The following is a 17,017-nucleotide window of genomic DNA, read 5'->3' on the forward strand; positions in this document are numbered from 1 at the left end:
GATGGTTCGGGTGGGACAGCTCGGGGTGGTGCCGGGCGTTACTCGGCGAGGATCTGCGCGGCGACCTCGCGGCCGACGCGGATGGCGCCGTCGACGTGCTGGTAGCCCTTGCCGGCGACGTCGCTGCACGAGAGGTACAGCGGCCCGACGGGAACGCGCAGGTCGCCGCCCCAGCGGGAGAGCCCGCCGAGGTCGAAGCTCGCGGCGTAGGCGCCGCGCGTCCACTCCTCGGAGCCCCAGTCGCTCTCGTAGTAGACGATCGGGTTCGTGGCCTCGTCGCCGTAGTAGTGCGACAGCGACTCGAGGATGCGGGCCTTCCGCTCCTCGGCCGAGAGGCGGAAGACGTCGTCGGCGTGGCGGTCGGAGACGAACCCGACGAGCGTGCCGTGCGGGTCCTCGTGGTTCGAGTTGTCGTACGCCTCGTGCGAGAGCTCGTACGGGCTGAACGCCGTGCCCGAGAGGCCCTTGTCGCGCCAGAACGGCGTCTCGTAGACGGCGTGCACCTTGATGACGAAGCCCATCGAGAGGTGCTGGTGCATCTGGTGCTGGAGGCGCGGCAGCGGCGGCTCGTACGAGATGCGGGTGAGCAAGACGGGAGGAACGGCGAGGATGACGCGGCGCGCACGCACCGTCATCCCGTCGGCGATGACGGTCACGCCGCTGTCGCCCCACTGCACGGTGCGCACGGGCTGGCCGAGGAAGACGTCGTCGCCGAGGCGCTCGGCGAGCAGGATCGGCACGCGCTGGAGTCCGCCGACGACGCGCTTGTCGAGGATGAAGTCGGCGTCGACGAGGTGCGAGAAGCTTCCGGCGGATGCCGCCATGAGCAGGGCCTGCAGGGTCGAGAACGCGTGCGGCGGCTTCGTGAGCATCGCGCCGGCGATGAAGAGGGCGATGTTCTCGCGTGCCTCCTCGTCGTCGGTCTCGCGGGCGAGCCACGACTCGAACGAGATCGCGTCGAGGGCGCGGGCGTCGGGGTGGTCCCACGGGCGGTCGGGGTCGATCTCGGCGACGAGGGCGTCGAGCTTCTCGATGAGGTCGACCATGACCTTCTCGGTCTCGGGGGCGACGGGGAAGATCTCGCCCTCGAACTCGCGACGTTCGCCGTCACGGCCGATGTAGACGCTCTTGCCCTCGCGATAGCGCGAGTAGGTCTCGAGGCCCAGGTCGTCGATCGTCTCGATGAGCGCGTCCTGGTCGGGTGAGACCCACTGGCCGCCGAGCTCGAGCATCGCGCCGTCGATCGTCTCGGTCCAGAGGCGCCCGCCGACGCGGTCGCGCGCTTCGAGCACGGCGACCGAGAGCCCGGCCTTCTTCAGTTCGTTCGCGGCGGTGAGGCCCGAGGCCCCCGCGCCGATCACGACGACGTCACGTTCGATGTCAGTCATCAGTCTTCCTTGTCTGCATTCGTGAAGCACACGTGCTCATCATGGCCCGTCCGAGCGGGCGAGGCTTACCCCGGAATGAGGGTGTATTTGGTCGAGAGGTACTCGTGGATGCCTTCCGGCCCGCCCTCGCGGCCGATTCCCGACTGCTTGACGCCGCCGAACGGCGCAGCGGCATTCGAGATGACGCCGACGTTCAGGCCCATCATCCCGGTGTCGAGACGGTCGATCATGCGGTGGCCGCGGGCGAGCCCCTGGGTGTACACGTACGACACGAGACCGAACTCGGTGTCGTTCGCGAGGCGCACGGCCTCGTCTTCGTCGTCGAAGGTGGCGATCGCGAGCACCGGCCCGAAGATCTCGTTGGTCAGGATGTCGCTGCCGGGCGTGACCCCCGTGACGACGGTGGGCTCGAAGAACGTGCCGGCCCGGTCGACGCGCGACCCGCCGGTCGTGACGCTCGCCCCGCGCGCGACGGCGTCGGCGACGAGCTTCTCGGCCTTCTCGACCGCGGCGTCGTCGATGAGCGGACCGATCTGCACACCGTCATCCGTGCCACGACCGAGCCGCATGGCGCTCACGCGCTCGGTCACGCGGCGGGCGAACTCGTCGGCGACCGAAGAGTGAACGATGAAGCGGTTGGCCGCCGTGCAGGCCTGGCCGATGTTCCGGAACTTCGCGGCGAGCGCGCCCTCGACGGCGGCGTCGAGGTCGGCGTCCTCGAAGACGACGAACGGGGCGTTGCCGCCGAGCTCCATCGAGACGCGCAGCACGCCTTCGGCGGCCTGCGCGATGAGCTTCCGGCCGACCTCGGTCGAGCCCGTGAACGAGAGCTTGCGGAGACGCGGGTCGGCGATGATCGGCGCCGAGACCGACTGCGAGTGCGACGTCGTGATGACGTTGACGACGCCCGCGGGCAGCCCGACCTCTTCGAGGAGCTTGACGAACGCGAGGGTCGTGAGGGGCGTGAGCTCGGCGGGCTTCACGACGACGGTGCAGCCCGCGGCGAGCGCGGGAGCGATCTTCCGTGTCGCCATCGCGAGCGGGAAGTTCCACGGCGTGATGAAGAAGCACGGGCCGACGGGGCGCTGCGAGACGAGCATGCGGCCGGTGCCCTCGGGGTTCAGGCCGTACCGGCCCGAGATGCGCACCGCCTCCTCCGAGAACCAGCGCAGGAACTCGCCGCCGTAGGTGACCTCACCGCGCGCCTCGGCGAGGGGCTTGCCCATCTCGAGCGTCATGAGCAGCGCGAAGTCGTCGGCGCGCTCCTGCAGCAGGTCGAACGCACGGCGGAGGATCTCTCCGCGCTGACGCGGAGGCGTCGCCGCCCACGACTCCTGTGCGGCGACGGCCGCGTCGAGCGCCCGGGTGCCGTCGGCGACGCTCGCGTCGGCGATCCGCACGAGCACCTCGCCCGTCGACGGATCGATCACCGGAAGCGTTCCACCGCCCTCGGCGCTCACCCACTCCCCGCCGATGTAGAGGCCGGTCGGTACGGAGGCGAGGAGTTCGCTCTCGTGGGTCGTCTGCTCGGTCATGGGGCTCCTTCGGAGGTCAGGCGAGGTCGGATGCAGTCGGTTCAGGCGGCCAGCACGTCGCCGATGACGCCGAGCGCCTCGACCAGCAGGTCGTCGTCGATCGTGAGCGGAGGCAGGAAACGGATGACGTTGCCGTACGTGCCGCATGTGAGCACGATGACACCGCGCGCGATGGATTCGCGCGCGACACGCGCCGTGAGGCCGGCGTCGGGTACGCCGGTCTCCGGGTCTACCAGCTCGATCGCGACCATCGCACCCCGACCGCGGATGTCGCCGATGCGCGCATCCCTCGCCTGGAGCGAACCGAGTTCGCGGTAGAGCACTGCTTCGATCTCACGGGCACGCTCGACGAGCCCGTCTTCTTCGTAGGCCTCGATCGTGGCGAGGGCGGCCGCGCACGCGAGCGGGTTGCCGCCGTAGGTGCCGCCGAGTCCGCCGACGTGGGCCGAGTCCATGATGTCGGCGCGGCCCGTGACGGCCGAGAGCGGCAGGCCGCCCGCGATGCCCTTCGCCGTGACGATGAGGTCGGGCACGATCCCCTCGTGCTCGCTCGCGAACATCGCTCCGGTGCGGGCGAAGCCCGTCTGCACCTCGTCGGCGATGAAGACGACGTCGTTCGCGCGCGCCCAGTCGACGAGCGCGGCGAGGAAACCCTCGGCGGGAACGATGAAACCGCCCTCGCCCTGGATGGGTTCGATGATGATGGCCGCGAGGTTCTCGGCCCCGACCTGCTTCTCGATCTGCGAGATGGCGCGGGCTGCGGCATCCGCCCCCGTCAGGCCGCCGTCGCGGAACGGGTACGACAGCGGCATCCGGTAGATGTCGGGCGCGAAGGGGCCGAAGCCGCTCTTGTACGGGATGTTCTTCGCGGTCAGCGCCATCGTGAGGTTCGTGCGGCCGTGGTACGCGTGGTCGAAGGCGACGACGGCGCTGCGGCGGGTGTGGTGCCGCGCGATCTTGATGGCGTTCTCGACGGCTTCGGCGCCCGAGTTGAAGAGGGCGCTGCGCTTCTCGTGGTCGCCGGGGGTGAGGCGGTTGAGCGCCTCGGCGACGGCGACGTAGCCCTCGTAGGGCGCGATCGTGAAGCACGTGTGCGTGAAGGCGTCGAGCTGCGCGGCGACGGCGGCCGTGACGCGCGGGTTCGAATTGCCGACGCCCGTGACGGCGATGCCGCTGCCGAGGTCGATGAGCGAGTTGCCGTCGGCATCGACGACGACACCGCCGCCCGCGGCGACGACCGCGACGGGAACGGTGTGCCCGACACCCGCGGCGACGGCGCTCGCCTTGCGTGCGAGGAGGCGTTCGGACTCGGGGCCCGGAATGGCGGTGACGAGTCGTCGTTCTTGCGGAAGCGTGGGTCCGCCGGCGTGCACCGCCCGCGGCTCATCGATGAGGGTCATGGTCGCATGCTAGGCGCGGGCCGAGCGGATTGTCGCTGTCCATCGCGTACACGCACCCGCCCAGACCGTGCCTCGGAGTACAGTGGCCGTGTTCCCGCACCACCGAGAGGACCCGCCGTGCCCGCGACCCTGCGAACCGTGCTCGCCCTTCCCGATCTGGCACTGCAACCGCTCTTCACCGAGACCGACCTCGCCGCCGGCGCACTCGATCGCCCGGTCGCCTGGGTGCACAGCTCCGACCTCGCCGACCCGACGCCGTTCCTCGCCGACGACGTCGTGCTGCTGACGACGGGCACCCAGTTCGAGGGAGCGGGTGCGGGCCTCGTCGCCGACTACGTCGAGCGCTTGCGCGCACGCGGCATCGTCGCGATCGGCTTCGGAACGGAGGTCGTGCGTGACGGCACGCCCGACGAACTCGTGGCCGCGTGCCGCGAGGCGGGTGTTCCCCTCGTCGAGGTGCCGTACCGCATCCCCTTCATCGCGATCGCCCGGGCGGCAGCCGAGCTGCACGCCGCCGCCGAGAACGCGCGTCGCTCGTGGGCGCTCGAGGCGCAGCACCGCATCTCGCTCGCGGCACTGCACCCCGACGGGCTCGACGCGACCTTCGCCGAGCTCGCGCGGCAGCTGCCCGCCTGGGTGGGCTTCTTCGACGCGGCGGGCGGGGCGCCGCGCCAGTTCCCGTCGGGGCGGGGACAGGCGGCGGATGACGTCGCGATCGCCGCGCTCGAGACCGACGCCCATGCGCTCCTCCGCCGCGGGCAACGAGCGAGCGTGCACGCGCGCGTCGGCGACCGCACCGTCACCCTGCAGACCCTGGGGCGCCGGGGGCACTTGCGCGGAGTGCTCGCCGTCGCGGGAGGGGAAGCGCTCGACCCGGCCGGTCGCGACGTCGTGACGTCGGTCATCGCCCTCGCGGGAGCCGCGCTCGAACAGGGCCGCGACCTCGACCGGGCGCGCGGCGTGCTGCGCTCGGGCCTCGCGCACGCCCTCCTCGCCGACGATCCGGCCGTCGCGCACCGCGTCGCCGACGAGCTCTGGGGAGGTCTGCCCGAGGCACCGGCGCTCGTCGCCGTCGTCGACGTCGCGGCCGACCACCGCGAGGCGCTGCTCGAGTCGCTCGAACGCCGATCGCACGACGTCTTCCATGCCCTCCACGACGACTCGGTCATGATCGTGCTCGAACCCCGCAGCCGCGCGGTGCTCGAGGAGGTCGCGACGTCGTTCGACGCCGCGGTCGGCGTCGGCGGGCCCGCGGACTACTCGGCGCTCTCCCGCGCGTACGCCCAGGGTCGCTCGGCGCTCGGGCGCGCCCGGGAGGGCAGCCGCGGCGTCGTCGACTTCACGAGCCTCGCGAGCGTCGGCGTGCTCGGCCTCCTCGCCCACGCCGACGTGCGCGAGGTCGCTCGGGCGACGCTCGCGCCGCTCGACGAGCACGATGCGACGAGTGGAACCGAGCTCCGCCGTACCGTGCACGTGTGGCTCGAGAACGGCGCTCAGTTCGACGCCGCAGCGACGGCGCTCGGCGTGCACCGCCACACCGTGCGGGCCCGCATCGCCCTCGCGGAGCGCGTGCTCGCCCGCGACCTCGGCGGATTCCCCGCGCGCGCCGACCTCTGGGCCGCGTTCATGGCGGACGAGGCCTGACCGCAGCCTCCGTCATCCGCCGGGGATGCCGGGGGCTACGGCTTCTTCAGCAGCGCACCCTCGGACCGACAGGTCGCCGCGGCGACGAGCATGGCGTCGCCGAGCAGTGCCACCCAGCCCGCGGCATCCGTCGGTTGACCCGACGCGTGGATCGTCGCGACCGCCGAGGCGAGCACGGCGTCTCCCGCACCCATCGTGTCGACGATGGGGCCGGGCAGGTCGCTGATGCCGACGCTGACGCGCACGCCGTCGCTCGTCCGCACGCCCGCGCCGTCTCGACCCGCGGTCGTCAGCACGGCGTGCGCACCCGTCGCGAGCAGCCGGTCGGCGAAGACGTCGAGCGACTCGTCGGCGAGCACGGCCGCGTCGTCGTCGCCGACCTTGACGAGGAGGGCCTCGGCGGCGAGCGCCTCGAGGTTCGTGAGGAACGCGTCGCGATCGTGCATCATGCCCGTGCGCGGATTGGGGTCGACGATGAGCGGGGCGCGGCCCGAGGTCGCGGCGACGAGCTCCTCGAACTGCGCCGCCGAATCGAGGGCGACGCAGCTCACGACGATGAGCGGAGCCTCCTCGAGCGCGACGTGCGCCGCGGCGGTGAAGGCGATGTGACGCCCCCGCGCGGCCTCGTTGAACTCGTAGTGCGGCTCGCCGTCGACCCGGTGCGAGATCGCACGGGCCGTGCCGAGGGTCGACGTCGTCTCGATGAGTTCGACTCCGAAGCCCTCGAGGAACTCGCGGATGAGGTCGGCCTCCTCGTCGGCGCCGAGCATCGTGATGAGGGTCGTGGGCACCCCGAGCACGGCGAGTCCCACGGCGACGTTGAGGGCGGCTCCGCCCGGGAACGCGCGGATTCCGTCGGCGTCGCGGATCTCATCGACGAGTGCGTCACCGATCACACAGATTCGGGGGGTGTCTGACATGCGTCAACGCTAGCGTTGAACCATGTACAGCAGTTACGTCGCCATCGGCGACAGCTTCACCGAGGGTGTCGGCGACGACCTTCCTGACGGGTCGGCACGCGGATGGGCCGACTTCGTCGCCCTCGGCCTCGCCCATGCGGCCGAGCCCGATACGGTGACGTACGCGAACCTCGCGATCCGCGGCAAGAAGCTCAGCCCGATCATCGACGAACAGCTCGAACCCGCCCTCGCGCTCGGCGCCGAGCTGCTGAGCTTCAACGGCGGCGGCAACGACATCCTGCGTCCGCGCATCTCGATCACGGAGGTCGCCGACCGACTGCGGAACGCCGTCGAGCGTGCGCGCGAGACCGGCATCCACGTGCTCATGCTGAGCGGGGCGAACCCGGCGCGGCACCTGCCCATGGGGCCCGTGTTCGAGCGTCGCGGCGACGCCCTCGCGGCCGAGGTGCGTGCGTGGGGAGATCTCGAGTCGGTCACGTTCGTCGACAACTGGAGTGATGAGACGCTCACCGACATCCGCTATTGGTCGCCCGACAAGCTGCACCTCAACGCCGCCGGCCACGCGCACGCCGCGGCCAATGTGCTGCGCGGGCTCGGCGTCGAGGTGCCGCCCGCGTGGGGCGTCGACGAATTCGCGGCCGAGCCGCCGAGCCGGCGTTCGCGCAACTCCGCCGCGTACTACCGGCAGTTCGTCGTGCCGTGGATCGGGCGCCGTCTCACGGGGCGCTCCTCCGGCGACGGCCGCACCGCGAAGCGTCCGACCCTCCAACCCGTCGTGCTCGTCTAGCCCCCCCCACCCACCCGTTTGTGACTGATCGATGTCGTTCTGGCGGGTTCATACCCGCACGAACGAGTCACAAACAGGGGCGTTCGGTGAACGGTTCGGGAACGGTCGGGGTCGCCGGGTAGCCTGAGAGGGCCATGACCCGCCGCCGCCTGTTCTCCGCACTCGCCGTGATCGCGGCATCCTCCGTCCTCGTCGGCTGCGCCGCGAACGAGCAGGGGGATGCCTGGAGCCCGCTGAAGGGCACGCTCGACGCCACCGGGTCGTCGGCCCAGGCGGGGGCGCAGGATGTCTGGATCGCGGCGTTCCAACGCGACAACGGGCGCGTCACCGTCAACTACGAGCCCGCCGGCTCGGGCGCGGGCCGCGAGCAGTTCATCGCCGGCGGCGTGAGCTTCGCGGGCAGCGACTCGGCCCTCAACGAGGAAGAGCTCGCGCGCGAGTTCGTGCGCTGCGCCCCGGGCACGCCGGGCATCGACCTGCCCGTCTACCTCTCCCCCATCGTGCTCGCCTACGACATCGACGGGGTCGACGACCTCGGTCTCGACGCGGCGACGATCGCCGGCATCTTCTCGGGCGAGATCACGCACTGGGACGACCCCGCGATCGTCGCCCTCAACCCGGATGCCGCGCTGCCGTCCTCGCGCATCACGGCCGTTCACCGGTCCGACGACTCGGGCACGACGAAGAACTTCACCGACTACCTGCACGAGGTCGCGCCCGAGGCGTGGCCGTGGGAGCCGTCCGACACGTGGCCCGTGAGCGGCGGCGAGGCCGCGCAGGGCACGTCGGGCGTCTACAACGCGGTCACCGGCGGCGTCGACTCGATCGGGTACATCGACGCGTCGCGCGCGACCGACCTCACCGTCGCGAAGCTGCTCGTCGGCGACGAGTTCGTCGAGTACTCGTCGGAGGCCGCCGCGGCCGTCGTCGACGTCTCCCCGCTCGAGAGCGGCCGCGCCGAGAACGACATCGTCATCGACATCGACCGCGCAAGCTCCGAACCGGGCGTCTACCCGCTCGTGCTCGTGAGCTACGTCGTCGCGTGCTCCGAGTACGCCGACGCCGAGGAGGGCGAGCTCGCCCGCGCGTACATCGAGTGGGTCGTGAGCGCCGAGGGTCAGGCTCTCGCCGAGAAGCAGGCCGGTTCGGCGCCGCTCTCGTCGGACTTCGCCGCGCGCGTGCTCGAGACCGTCGCGACGATCCGCTGACGCCCGGCCGCGTCATCCGCTCCCCGCGCCCTCCGTCTCACTCCCCCTCCATCACCGCGCCGGAGTACCCCTCGCGCGCCGGAGTACCCCTCGCGCGTCACTCTCGCGCGCGAACGGCACTCCGGCGGATGACACGGGCGCGCGTCATCCGCTCACCCGTACCATTCCCCTCACCGCACCCTCCCCCTCGCCCGCGTCACTCCCCTCGCCCGCGTCTTCACCCACACCACGCAGGAGTGCCGCTTGCGCGCCGGAGTGCCTCTTGTGCGGCACTCCCCCGCACGAACGGCACTCCGACGGATGACACAAGCACGCGTCATCCCCTCACCCGCGCGATTCCACTCGCCGCGTCACTCCCCTCGCACGCGTCTTCACCCACACCGCGCGCCCTCACCCCTCCATCACCGCGCCGGAGTACCGCTTGCACGCCGGAGTACCTATCGCTCGGCACTCCCCGGCACGAACGGCACTCCGACGGATGACACGGGCGCGCGTCATCCGCTCACCCGCGCCATTCCCCTCACCGCGCCATTCCCCTCGCCCGCGTCACTCCCCTCGCACGCGTCTTCACCCACACCGCGCCCCTCACCCCTCCATCACCACGCAGGAGTACCGCTCGCGCGCAGGAGTACCCCTCGCGCGGCACTCACGCGCGCGAACGGCACTCCGGCGGATGACGCGAGCGCGCGTCATCCCCGCTCCCAGCGCCACCCGCAAACACCGCGCTCCCGGCATCCACCACGGCGAAGCGCGGGGATGCCGGGAGCGGCATATGTCAGTGCACTCAGCTCAGGCGTGAGCGGCGGCGTCCGAACCAGAGCAGTCCGCCCGAGACGAGCAGCATGAGCGCGAGCGCGATGCCCGGCAGCAGCTCGATACCCGTGAGGGCGACTCCGCCCGGCGTTCCCGGCGCACCCGGCGTGCCCGGCCCACCCGGCACCGCGGCGGCGAGCACGGTGAGCGCGGCCTCGCCCGACGCACCCGACTCCGCACCCGCGACGCGCAGCGTGTGCTCGCCCGGCGGGACGTCGGCGGGCACGAGGAGCGATGCCTCGATGAGTCCGTCGGCGTCGGCCGTCACCGATCCGAGCAGGATCGGGTCGGAGTAGAGCGTCACGTCGACGCGCTCGCCCGCATCGAAGCCCGACGCGGTGAACGACACGGACTCACCGGCGCGCACCGTCGGCGACGCGAGGTCGATCTCGGCGACGCGCTCGATGTCCCGCACGACGACCGTCGTGCTCGAGACGGCCGAGACGTTGCCGGCCCGGTCGGTGGCACGGTACTCGACGAGGTGCGAGCCGAGCTCCGCGATCGAGAGCTCGCCCTCGGCGGCGATCCACGCTCCACCGTCGACGCGGTACTCGACGACGCGCACGCCCGAGCCCGTGTCGCGGCCCGTGAACGTCACGCTCGCGGTCTCACCGAGATCGACGGCGCCCGACTCGGGCGTCACCGTCGCGGTCGCCACGGGCGCGGTCGCATCGATCGCGAACTCGACCCGTGCATCCGAGTCGGCCACGGGCTCGTTCGCCACGACGGCGCGCGCCTCGACGACGTGCGATCCGTCGGCCGTGACCGTGACGGGGGCCGAGTAGGTGACCCACTCGCCCGCATCCACGCGGTACTCGATGTCGGCCGTCGCACCCTCGATGACCGAGAGCTCGACCGTGACCGCCTGGCGGTACCAGCCCTCGTCGCCGTCGGGCGAGGCGGGAGTGACACTCGCCGAGACGACGGGGTCGACCGGGTCGACGTCGTCGCCCGTGACGACCACGCGCACCTGGGTGTCGGCGTTCGCCGGGTCGAGCTGCTCGGCTTCGGTGAGGGTGAAGACGGGCATGCCGTCGACGTCCCAGTGCACGGTCGCCGCACGCGCGTGGCGGCGCGGGTCGAAGAGACCGGCATCCGTCGCCTCACCGGGGAGCGACGAGTCGTTCACCGTACGCGAGTGGTAGACGATCACGGGGTTGCCGAGCTCGTCGACCGTGAACGAGTTGTGGCCGGGGCCGACCTGTCCGGGGACGTCGGCGCTCGTGAGGAGCGGGTAGCCGACCTTCGTCCAGGCGGACCGGTCCATGAGGTCGGCGCCCTCGTCGGCGTAGAGCAGTCCGACGCAGTACTTGTCGTCGACCGTCGACGCCGAGAACGCGAGCAGGATGCGCCCGTTGTTCACGATGACCGCGGGGCCCTCGTCGATGGCGTCGCCGTTGCCCTTCTCCCACGCGAACTCGGGAGCCGACAGCAGGATCGACGGGGTCGTCAGCTGGCGCGGGTTCGCGGGGTCGATCTCGGCCATGCGGAGCGTCGAACCGCCCGCCGGCTTCTCGGCCCAGACGACGTAGTGCTTGCCGCCGGCCTCGAAGTAGGTCATGTCGAGCGAGAAGTGCGTGAACGCCTCGGTGTCGCCGGGCGCCGCGACCATCTGGCCGAGGCTCGTCCAGTTGGCCGGGTCCATCGCGGCCTCGCCGCCGAACTCGTCACCCGTGAACTTGAGGATCGCGGGTCGGATGTCCCACACTCCCCCGCCACGAGCGGCCGTGAAGAGCACGTACCAGTCGTCGCCGATCTTCGTGAGCTCGGGAGCCCAGATGAAGCGGTTGAGCTCCGAGCTCGTGTTCTCGTGCCAGATCGTCACTTCCTCGGCCGTCTTCAGACCCTCGATCGTCTCGGCACGGCGCAGGATGACGCGGTCGTAGCCGTCGGGGTCGTCGGCGCGGGTCATCGGGTACGAGCCGGTGAAGTAGTACCAGCCGTCGTCGCCGAGGGTCACGTCGGGGTCGGCTCGACGCTCGACGAGCGGGTCGGAGTACGTCTTCGCCGAGACCGTGCCCTCGACCGTGTAGGTGCCGGGCGTCGCCGTGTCGACGTTCGCGGCGTCATCCGCCGACCACTCGACGGGCAGGTTCGACGTCGATCCGCTCGAGTAGCGCCCGACGGCGCTGCCCGGCAGCTCGAACGACTCGCCCGCGGCGATCTCGATGTCGGCGAACGCGTCGACGCCCGTGTTCACGACGCGGCTGAGTTTCGACTCGACGCGGTCGAGTTCGGCGGCGGTGAGCGCGATGCTCGCCGTCTCGATCGCGCCCGACGGGAACGACCCGGCCGCCGGGGCGGTGACGGATGCCGCGCGCTCGGGCGACGAGAACGAGACGAAGTCGCTCGTCTCGACCGTGTAGGCGTTCGAGTCGGCGCGGTTCACGTAGCTCAGCACGTAGGCGGCGCGGCCGTTGTCGTAGCGCACCGAGACGCGTGCGGCGTCGACGCCCGAGGGGGCGAAGGCGACGAGGCGCGGGTTCGTGTACTGCACGAGATCGGTCGAGTCGAAGACGTGGATGCGGTTGCCCGCCGAGTCGTCGGTCGCGACGAGTCCGAAGGCCCCGCCGGGGGTGCGGAACACGTCGGGCGAGCCGAGTTTCTGCGAACCGAGCGTCGGGTAGAGCACGCCGCGTCCGTTGTTGAGCGCGGCGTAGCTCGCGTCATCCGCCGAGGTCGACGACGACGTCGCGAGGTGCAGCACGTCGGTGCGCGTCGTGTTGCCCGAGGCGATGTACGTGCCGAGTCGGCCCGTGTCGACGGCGAGCACCGTGACGGCGTACTCGCGCGTCGCCGTGAGGCCGCCGCGGCTGAACGTCGCGGTGAGGGTCACCGCTCGCTGGTCGGGTGCGCGCAGCACCGATCCGTCGGCCGCGATGACCTGGGGGTCGGATGACTGCCACGAGACGTCGACTCCGTCGATGCTCGTCGGCAGCACGATGTCGCTCGACACGTGCGTGATCGCGAGGTCGAAACCGTCGGCGACGAAGTCGAGGTCCTTCTGCGGGTCGTCGGCGAGCACGGTGAAGACGAAGTCGCGCGTCGTGCTGCGCTCGCCGATCGTGAGGGTCGCCGTGAGGGTGACGCTCGCATCGGCATCCGTCGGCCGCGTGACCGAGCCGTCGGCGGCGAGGTGCGCGGGGTCGCTCGACGACCACGTGATCGCCGATCCCTTCACTCCGCGCGCCGGCAGGTCGATGTCGGCGATGATCGTCGACGGTCCGAGGTCGAGTGCCGCGGCATCGGCGGCGAGAGCCGCATCGACGGCCGCGGGGTCGTCGACTCCGGCGAAGTACTCGCCCGCGACATCCGAATCGGTGAGTGCGCTCGTGTAGACCTTCAGGTCGCGGATCCCTCCCTTGTAGAAGATGTCGGAGTACGACGAGCGGCCGATGTAGCCGACGAGGTTGCGTCCGAAGTCGCTCACCGTTCGGGTGGTCGCGACCGTGCCGATCTTCTCACCGTTGAAGTAGCCGGTGATCGATCCGGGTTCGATGACGGTCGTGTAGAGGCCCCAGGCCGACGACGTGATCGGTCCGGCGATGCCGTTGCTCGCCGTCGTCGGCGTGATGCCGGCCTCGGTGCCCCACGGTGCGCCCGCGTTGAGCGAGTTCGTGATGACCGACTTGAAGCGGTTCGAGCCGGTGCGCGGGTTGAGCAGCCAGTACTGGGCGGGCGGGTTCGAGGCCGAACCGAAGAACAGCGCCGCGTAGTTGCCGGGCGTCGTGTCGTTCTTCAGCCACGCCGAGATCGTCAGCGTGTTCTCGCCGTCGAACATGCCCGTCGGAAGCTGCACGTAGGCCGCGCTGCTGTTGGCCGCGCCGCCGGGGAGGTTCAGCGCGTCGCCCGTGACGCTCGCGCCGGTTCCGCGGAGCACGCCGTCGTTGCCGTAGGGCGACGAGTCGGGCACGGTCGTGCCGGTGACCTGCGAGAAGTCGTAGTGCAGCTGCAGGGGTCCGCTCGCGTCGACGACCTCGATCGTCGCGGTCGCCGCGATGCCGAAGCCGGTGACCGTGCCCGACACCTGGACGGTGCCCTCACGCTCGAAGTAGTCGGCGGGCGAGGGGGCGTCCCACGTGACGGCGAGGTCCTGGGTCGAACCGTCGGCGAAGGTCACGGCGACGCGGGCGGGCAGCTCGGCGGGGGTGCCGAGGGCCGTGCGCACCGACACGGGAGCGGCCGACTGCGCCGCGGGCAGGTAGGCGTCGAAGAGACGGGCCTGCTCCTCGGCCGTGATCGGCAGGATCGTGCCGTGACGCGGTGCGGGCGACGGAAGCGAGTAGCCGCTCGGCACCGACCAGTCGGCGTTCTCGCCGAGCTCCTCAGAGAAGAGCGGGATGTACTTGCGCCCGCCGAACTCGTCGACGAAGAGGTAGTAGCCCTCACCGTTGACGTCGCCGGGGTTCGCGGCGAAGATCGTCGGTCCCTCGACGGCGGCGGTGCCGGCTCCGCGGCCGATGCAGGTCTCCTGCAGCGCCCAGGCGCCCGACTCGGACGTCTCGGTCGTGGGAGCCGTCAGGTCGGTCGAGGTCTCTTCGAAGATGTCGAGGCAGCCGGTCTGCTGCGCCTCGTCCTTCGTGAAGCGGTGGTACGTGTCGCCGACCTTGAGCACGGTCGAGTCGATGCGGGAGACCCCGGTGTCCTGCCAGACCTCGACGTCGCTGAACGTGCGGAAGTCGCGCGTCGTCGCGTAGAGCATGCGGTTGTGGGTGCCCAGCGTGTGGTTCGGGTCGTTGTCGGCGTAGAGCTTCGACGCCCAGAAGACGACGTACTCGCCGAGCGACTCGTCGTAATAGGCCTCGGGCGCCCAGGTGTTGCCTGCGTTCTCGGGCGAGACCTGCACGTGGCGCTGCTCCGACCAGTTCACGAGGTCGTGCGATTCCCACACCTCGATGTAGCGGCTGCCGCTGCGCTGCGAGGCGTCCCAGCTCGTGCCGCCTCCGATCGAGAGGTCGGTCGCGATGAGGTAGAAGGTGTCGCCCTCGGGCGAGCGGATGATGAACGGGTCGCGCAGACCCGTGGTTCCCTGATCCGATGACAGCACGGGCGCCGCGCCGTTGAGGGTGATCCAGTTGCGGGCGTCGTTGCCGTTCGAGGCGCCGAAGTAGATCTTCTCGCCCTCGATCGTGTTGTCGGTGAAGTACGTGAAGAGGTAGGCCTCGGGGTCGACGGCCTCGGGCAGGGCGGGAACCGTCGCCGGGAACGTCTTCACGGTCGACGCCTCCCCGCGCGTGAGCGTCGCGGTGAGTTCGAGCGTCGCGGCGGGCTCGCCGTGGGCGGGGCGCGAGACGCGTCCGTCGGTCGAGATGACGGCGGGCTTCGACGACGACCAGGCGATGGCGACGTCGCCCGTCGCGGTGGTCGGCAGCACGAGGTCGCCGCGCACGTCGTCGACGTCGTGGACGACGAGCGATGCTGCGGCGGAGTCGACGGCGTCCTGGTCGGGGTTCGCGACGGAGGGCACGGTGACCGAGATGACGCGCGTGGTCGAGGTCGTGCCCGCCGTGATCGTGGCGGTGAGGTCGACGACGGCGGTCGTCGCGGGGCGCGTGACGGTTCCGTTGTTCGCGATGACGGCCGTGTTCGACGACGACCACGTGATCGCGGCCTTCGCGGGGCCGGATGACGGCAGCGTGAGGTTCGCGATCACGGCGCTGACATCGCCGAGGGCGGTCTCGGTCCACGCGGCATCCGCGTCGACGGTCGCCTGGTGGGCCGCGGTCGCGAGCGCACCGACCTCATCGGCCGCGAGCGCGCGGTCGTAGATGCGGAAGTCGCGCACCACGCCGCGGAACGAGTTGTCGGCGGCGTAGGCCGAGCGACCGATGTAGTTGCGGGTCGTCGTGCCGTTGCCGATCTGCGCGGGCGTCACCGTGACGTTCGCGTTGCGGCCGACCTCGACGCCGTCTTCGTAGAGCACGCCCGTCGTACCGGTCTGCGTGTACGTGAGGTGGCGCCAGATGCCCTTCTGGAGGTTCTGGCCCTTGGTGGTGACCTTCTCGTTGTTCCACCACTGGCCCGAGATCGTCGCGCGGTACGGCGTCGTGGTCGTGAAGAGGTAGCCCGAGCCCGAGGCAGGCGAGCCGACGGCGAGGTTGCCGAGGTTGTAGACGAAGTGGTTGCCCGTGAGTGCCGGGTCGGTCCAGACGTCGAGGGCGACGGTGACGGAGGAGAGGCCCGCGATGATGTTGTCGGGCAGCTTCACGGCGTTGCCGCTCGATGCCCCTCCTCCGCCGAAGGTGAAGCCGGAGCCGCCGTTCCAGGTCGCTGCACCCTCGATGGCGGCGTTGCGTCCGTGACCCGACGAGTCGGCGGCGACCGTGCCGCTCGTCTCGTCGAGCTCGTACCAGGCGACGAGGCCATCCGTCGGCTCGGCGACCGCGGGCACGGGCGCGCTGAGCAGGCTCACGGAGACCGCGAGCGCGGCCCCGATCGCGAGGGTGCGAGAAAACATGGACACACTCCTTTGTGAGTTCTGCGCGCGCATGAAGGGGGGTGCTGCGCGCAGTGTTTCGGCATACCGCCGAGCAGGATGTTATCGCTAACAGGATTGAGCGAGCAACTGATTAAGGCTCGAAATCGTGACACATGTGAGCGATACCAATTGTGCGGGCGGTGGCGCGGGCGTCGTCATCCCCTCCGCGGGAGTGCCGTTCGCGCGGCGGAGTTCCGCTCGCGCGGCACTCCCGCGCGCGAACGGCACTCCGGCGGGTGAGGCGCGCGTCAGGCGAGCCGGCGAAGCGAGCGGATGACGCGGCGACGACGGATGACGCGGGCGAACGCACTCCCCACCAGCGCCGCGCACCGGTACGTAGACTCGATACCGTGCGCCCCTTGACCGAAGACGAGATCCGCGCGTCGTTCGTGAACGGCTCGGCCGATGAGCTCGAGCACCTCGCGCTGCCCGTGCGCATCATGCTCACCGAGTGGGAGAACGTCGACGTCGTCGGCTGGCGTGACCCGAAGGCCCGGCAGCGCGGCTACCTCCTCGTCGAACGCGACGGCGAAGTGAACGGCATCGTCGTGCGCGCGGCGGAGACCACGATGCCGCGCGGGCGCAGCGCCCAGTGCTCGCTCTGCCACACGCTGCAGCCCGCCGATCAGGTCTCGCTGTTCTCGGCCCGTCGCGCGGGCCCCGCCGGCGAGCGCGGCGACTCCGTCGGAACCTACATCTGCGCCGACCTCTCGTGCTCCGACACGGTGCACCTGCCCACTCCGCTCACCCCTCTCGAGGTGCGCGCACGGGGAACCGCCCGCTCCGCCGGCCTCGCACGCCGTGCAGCGGGCTTCGTCGGCTCCGTGATCGGCTCCTGACCGTC

At 70.9% G+C, this 17,017-nt stretch carries 9 protein-coding genes; 4 read left to right on the plus strand and 5 right to left on the minus strand.

Going from position 1 to position 17,017, the window contains the following annotated elements; genetic code table 11:
• Positions 1 to 38: 38 nt before the first annotated feature.
• The 3 genes from BJ972_RS09060 to gabT all read right to left on the minus strand — a co-directional run bounded on the left by BJ972_RS09060 (position 39) and on the right by gabT (position 4,323).
• Complete coding sequence (locus BJ972_RS09060; protein WP_129173674.1) at positions 39 to 1,388, minus strand: flavin monoamine oxidase family protein; 1,350 nt, start codon at positions 1,386 to 1,388, stop codon at positions 39 to 41.
• Between the two features lie 65 nt (positions 1,389 to 1,453).
• Positions 1,454 to 2,923: an NAD-dependent succinate-semialdehyde dehydrogenase gene (locus tag BJ972_RS09065; RefSeq protein ID WP_129173672.1), complete on the minus strand. Its 1,470-nt coding sequence runs from the start codon at positions 2,921 to 2,923 to the stop codon at positions 1,454 to 1,456.
• Positions 2,924 to 2,964: 41 nt separating this feature from the next.
• A complete protein-coding gene (gene gabT / locus BJ972_RS09070; RefSeq protein WP_129173670.1) occupies positions 2,965 to 4,323 on the minus strand; it encodes a 4-aminobutyrate--2-oxoglutarate transaminase in 1,359 nt (452 codons plus the stop codon).
• A 117-nt stretch (positions 4,324 to 4,440) separates the two neighbouring features.
• On the opposite strand from gabT, the gene BJ972_RS09075 reads away from it, so the two are divergent.
• Positions 4,441 to 5,967, plus strand: coding sequence for a PucR family transcriptional regulator (locus tag BJ972_RS09075; protein WP_241830757.1), 1,527 nt, complete (start codon positions 4,441 to 4,443; stop codon positions 5,965 to 5,967).
• 35 nt (positions 5,968 to 6,002) lie between these two features.
• On the opposite strand, the gene BJ972_RS09080 is transcribed toward BJ972_RS09075, so the two are convergent.
• Positions 6,003 to 6,887, minus strand: a complete 885-nt coding sequence (locus tag BJ972_RS09080; RefSeq protein ID WP_129173666.1) for a PfkB family carbohydrate kinase — start codon at positions 6,885 to 6,887, stop codon at positions 6,003 to 6,005.
• 22 nt (positions 6,888 to 6,909) lie between these two features.
• Between BJ972_RS09080 and BJ972_RS09085 the strand changes: the two genes are divergently transcribed.
• On the plus strand, positions 6,910 to 7,674 hold the full coding sequence (locus tag BJ972_RS09085; RefSeq protein ID WP_129173664.1) for an SGNH/GDSL hydrolase family protein: 765 nt from the start codon (positions 6,910 to 6,912) through the stop codon (positions 7,672 to 7,674).
• Positions 7,675 to 7,808: 134 nt separating this feature from the next.
• Complete coding sequence (pstS, locus tag BJ972_RS09090; RefSeq protein ID WP_129173662.1) at positions 7,809 to 8,882, plus strand: phosphate ABC transporter substrate-binding protein PstS; 1,074 nt, start codon at positions 7,809 to 7,811, stop codon at positions 8,880 to 8,882.
• Between the two features lie 784 nt (positions 8,883 to 9,666).
• On the opposite strand, the gene BJ972_RS09095 is transcribed toward pstS, so the two are convergent.
• A complete protein-coding gene (locus BJ972_RS09095; RefSeq protein ID WP_164989893.1) occupies positions 9,667 to 16,152 on the minus strand; it encodes an immunoglobulin-like domain-containing protein in 6,486 nt (2,161 codons plus the stop codon).
• A gap of 257 nt (positions 16,153 to 16,409) precedes the next feature.
• Between BJ972_RS09095 and BJ972_RS09100 the strand changes: the two genes are divergently transcribed.
• A complete protein-coding gene (locus BJ972_RS09100; protein WP_308790467.1) occupies positions 16,410 to 17,012 on the plus strand; it encodes an FBP domain-containing protein in 603 nt (200 codons plus the stop codon).
• Positions 17,013 to 17,017 lie beyond the last annotated feature (5 nt).

Origin of the sequence: Agromyces atrinae, assembly GCF_013407835.1 — a bacterium.
Taxonomy (GTDB): domain Bacteria; phylum Actinomycetota; class Actinomycetes; order Actinomycetales; family Microbacteriaceae; genus Agromyces; species Agromyces atrinae.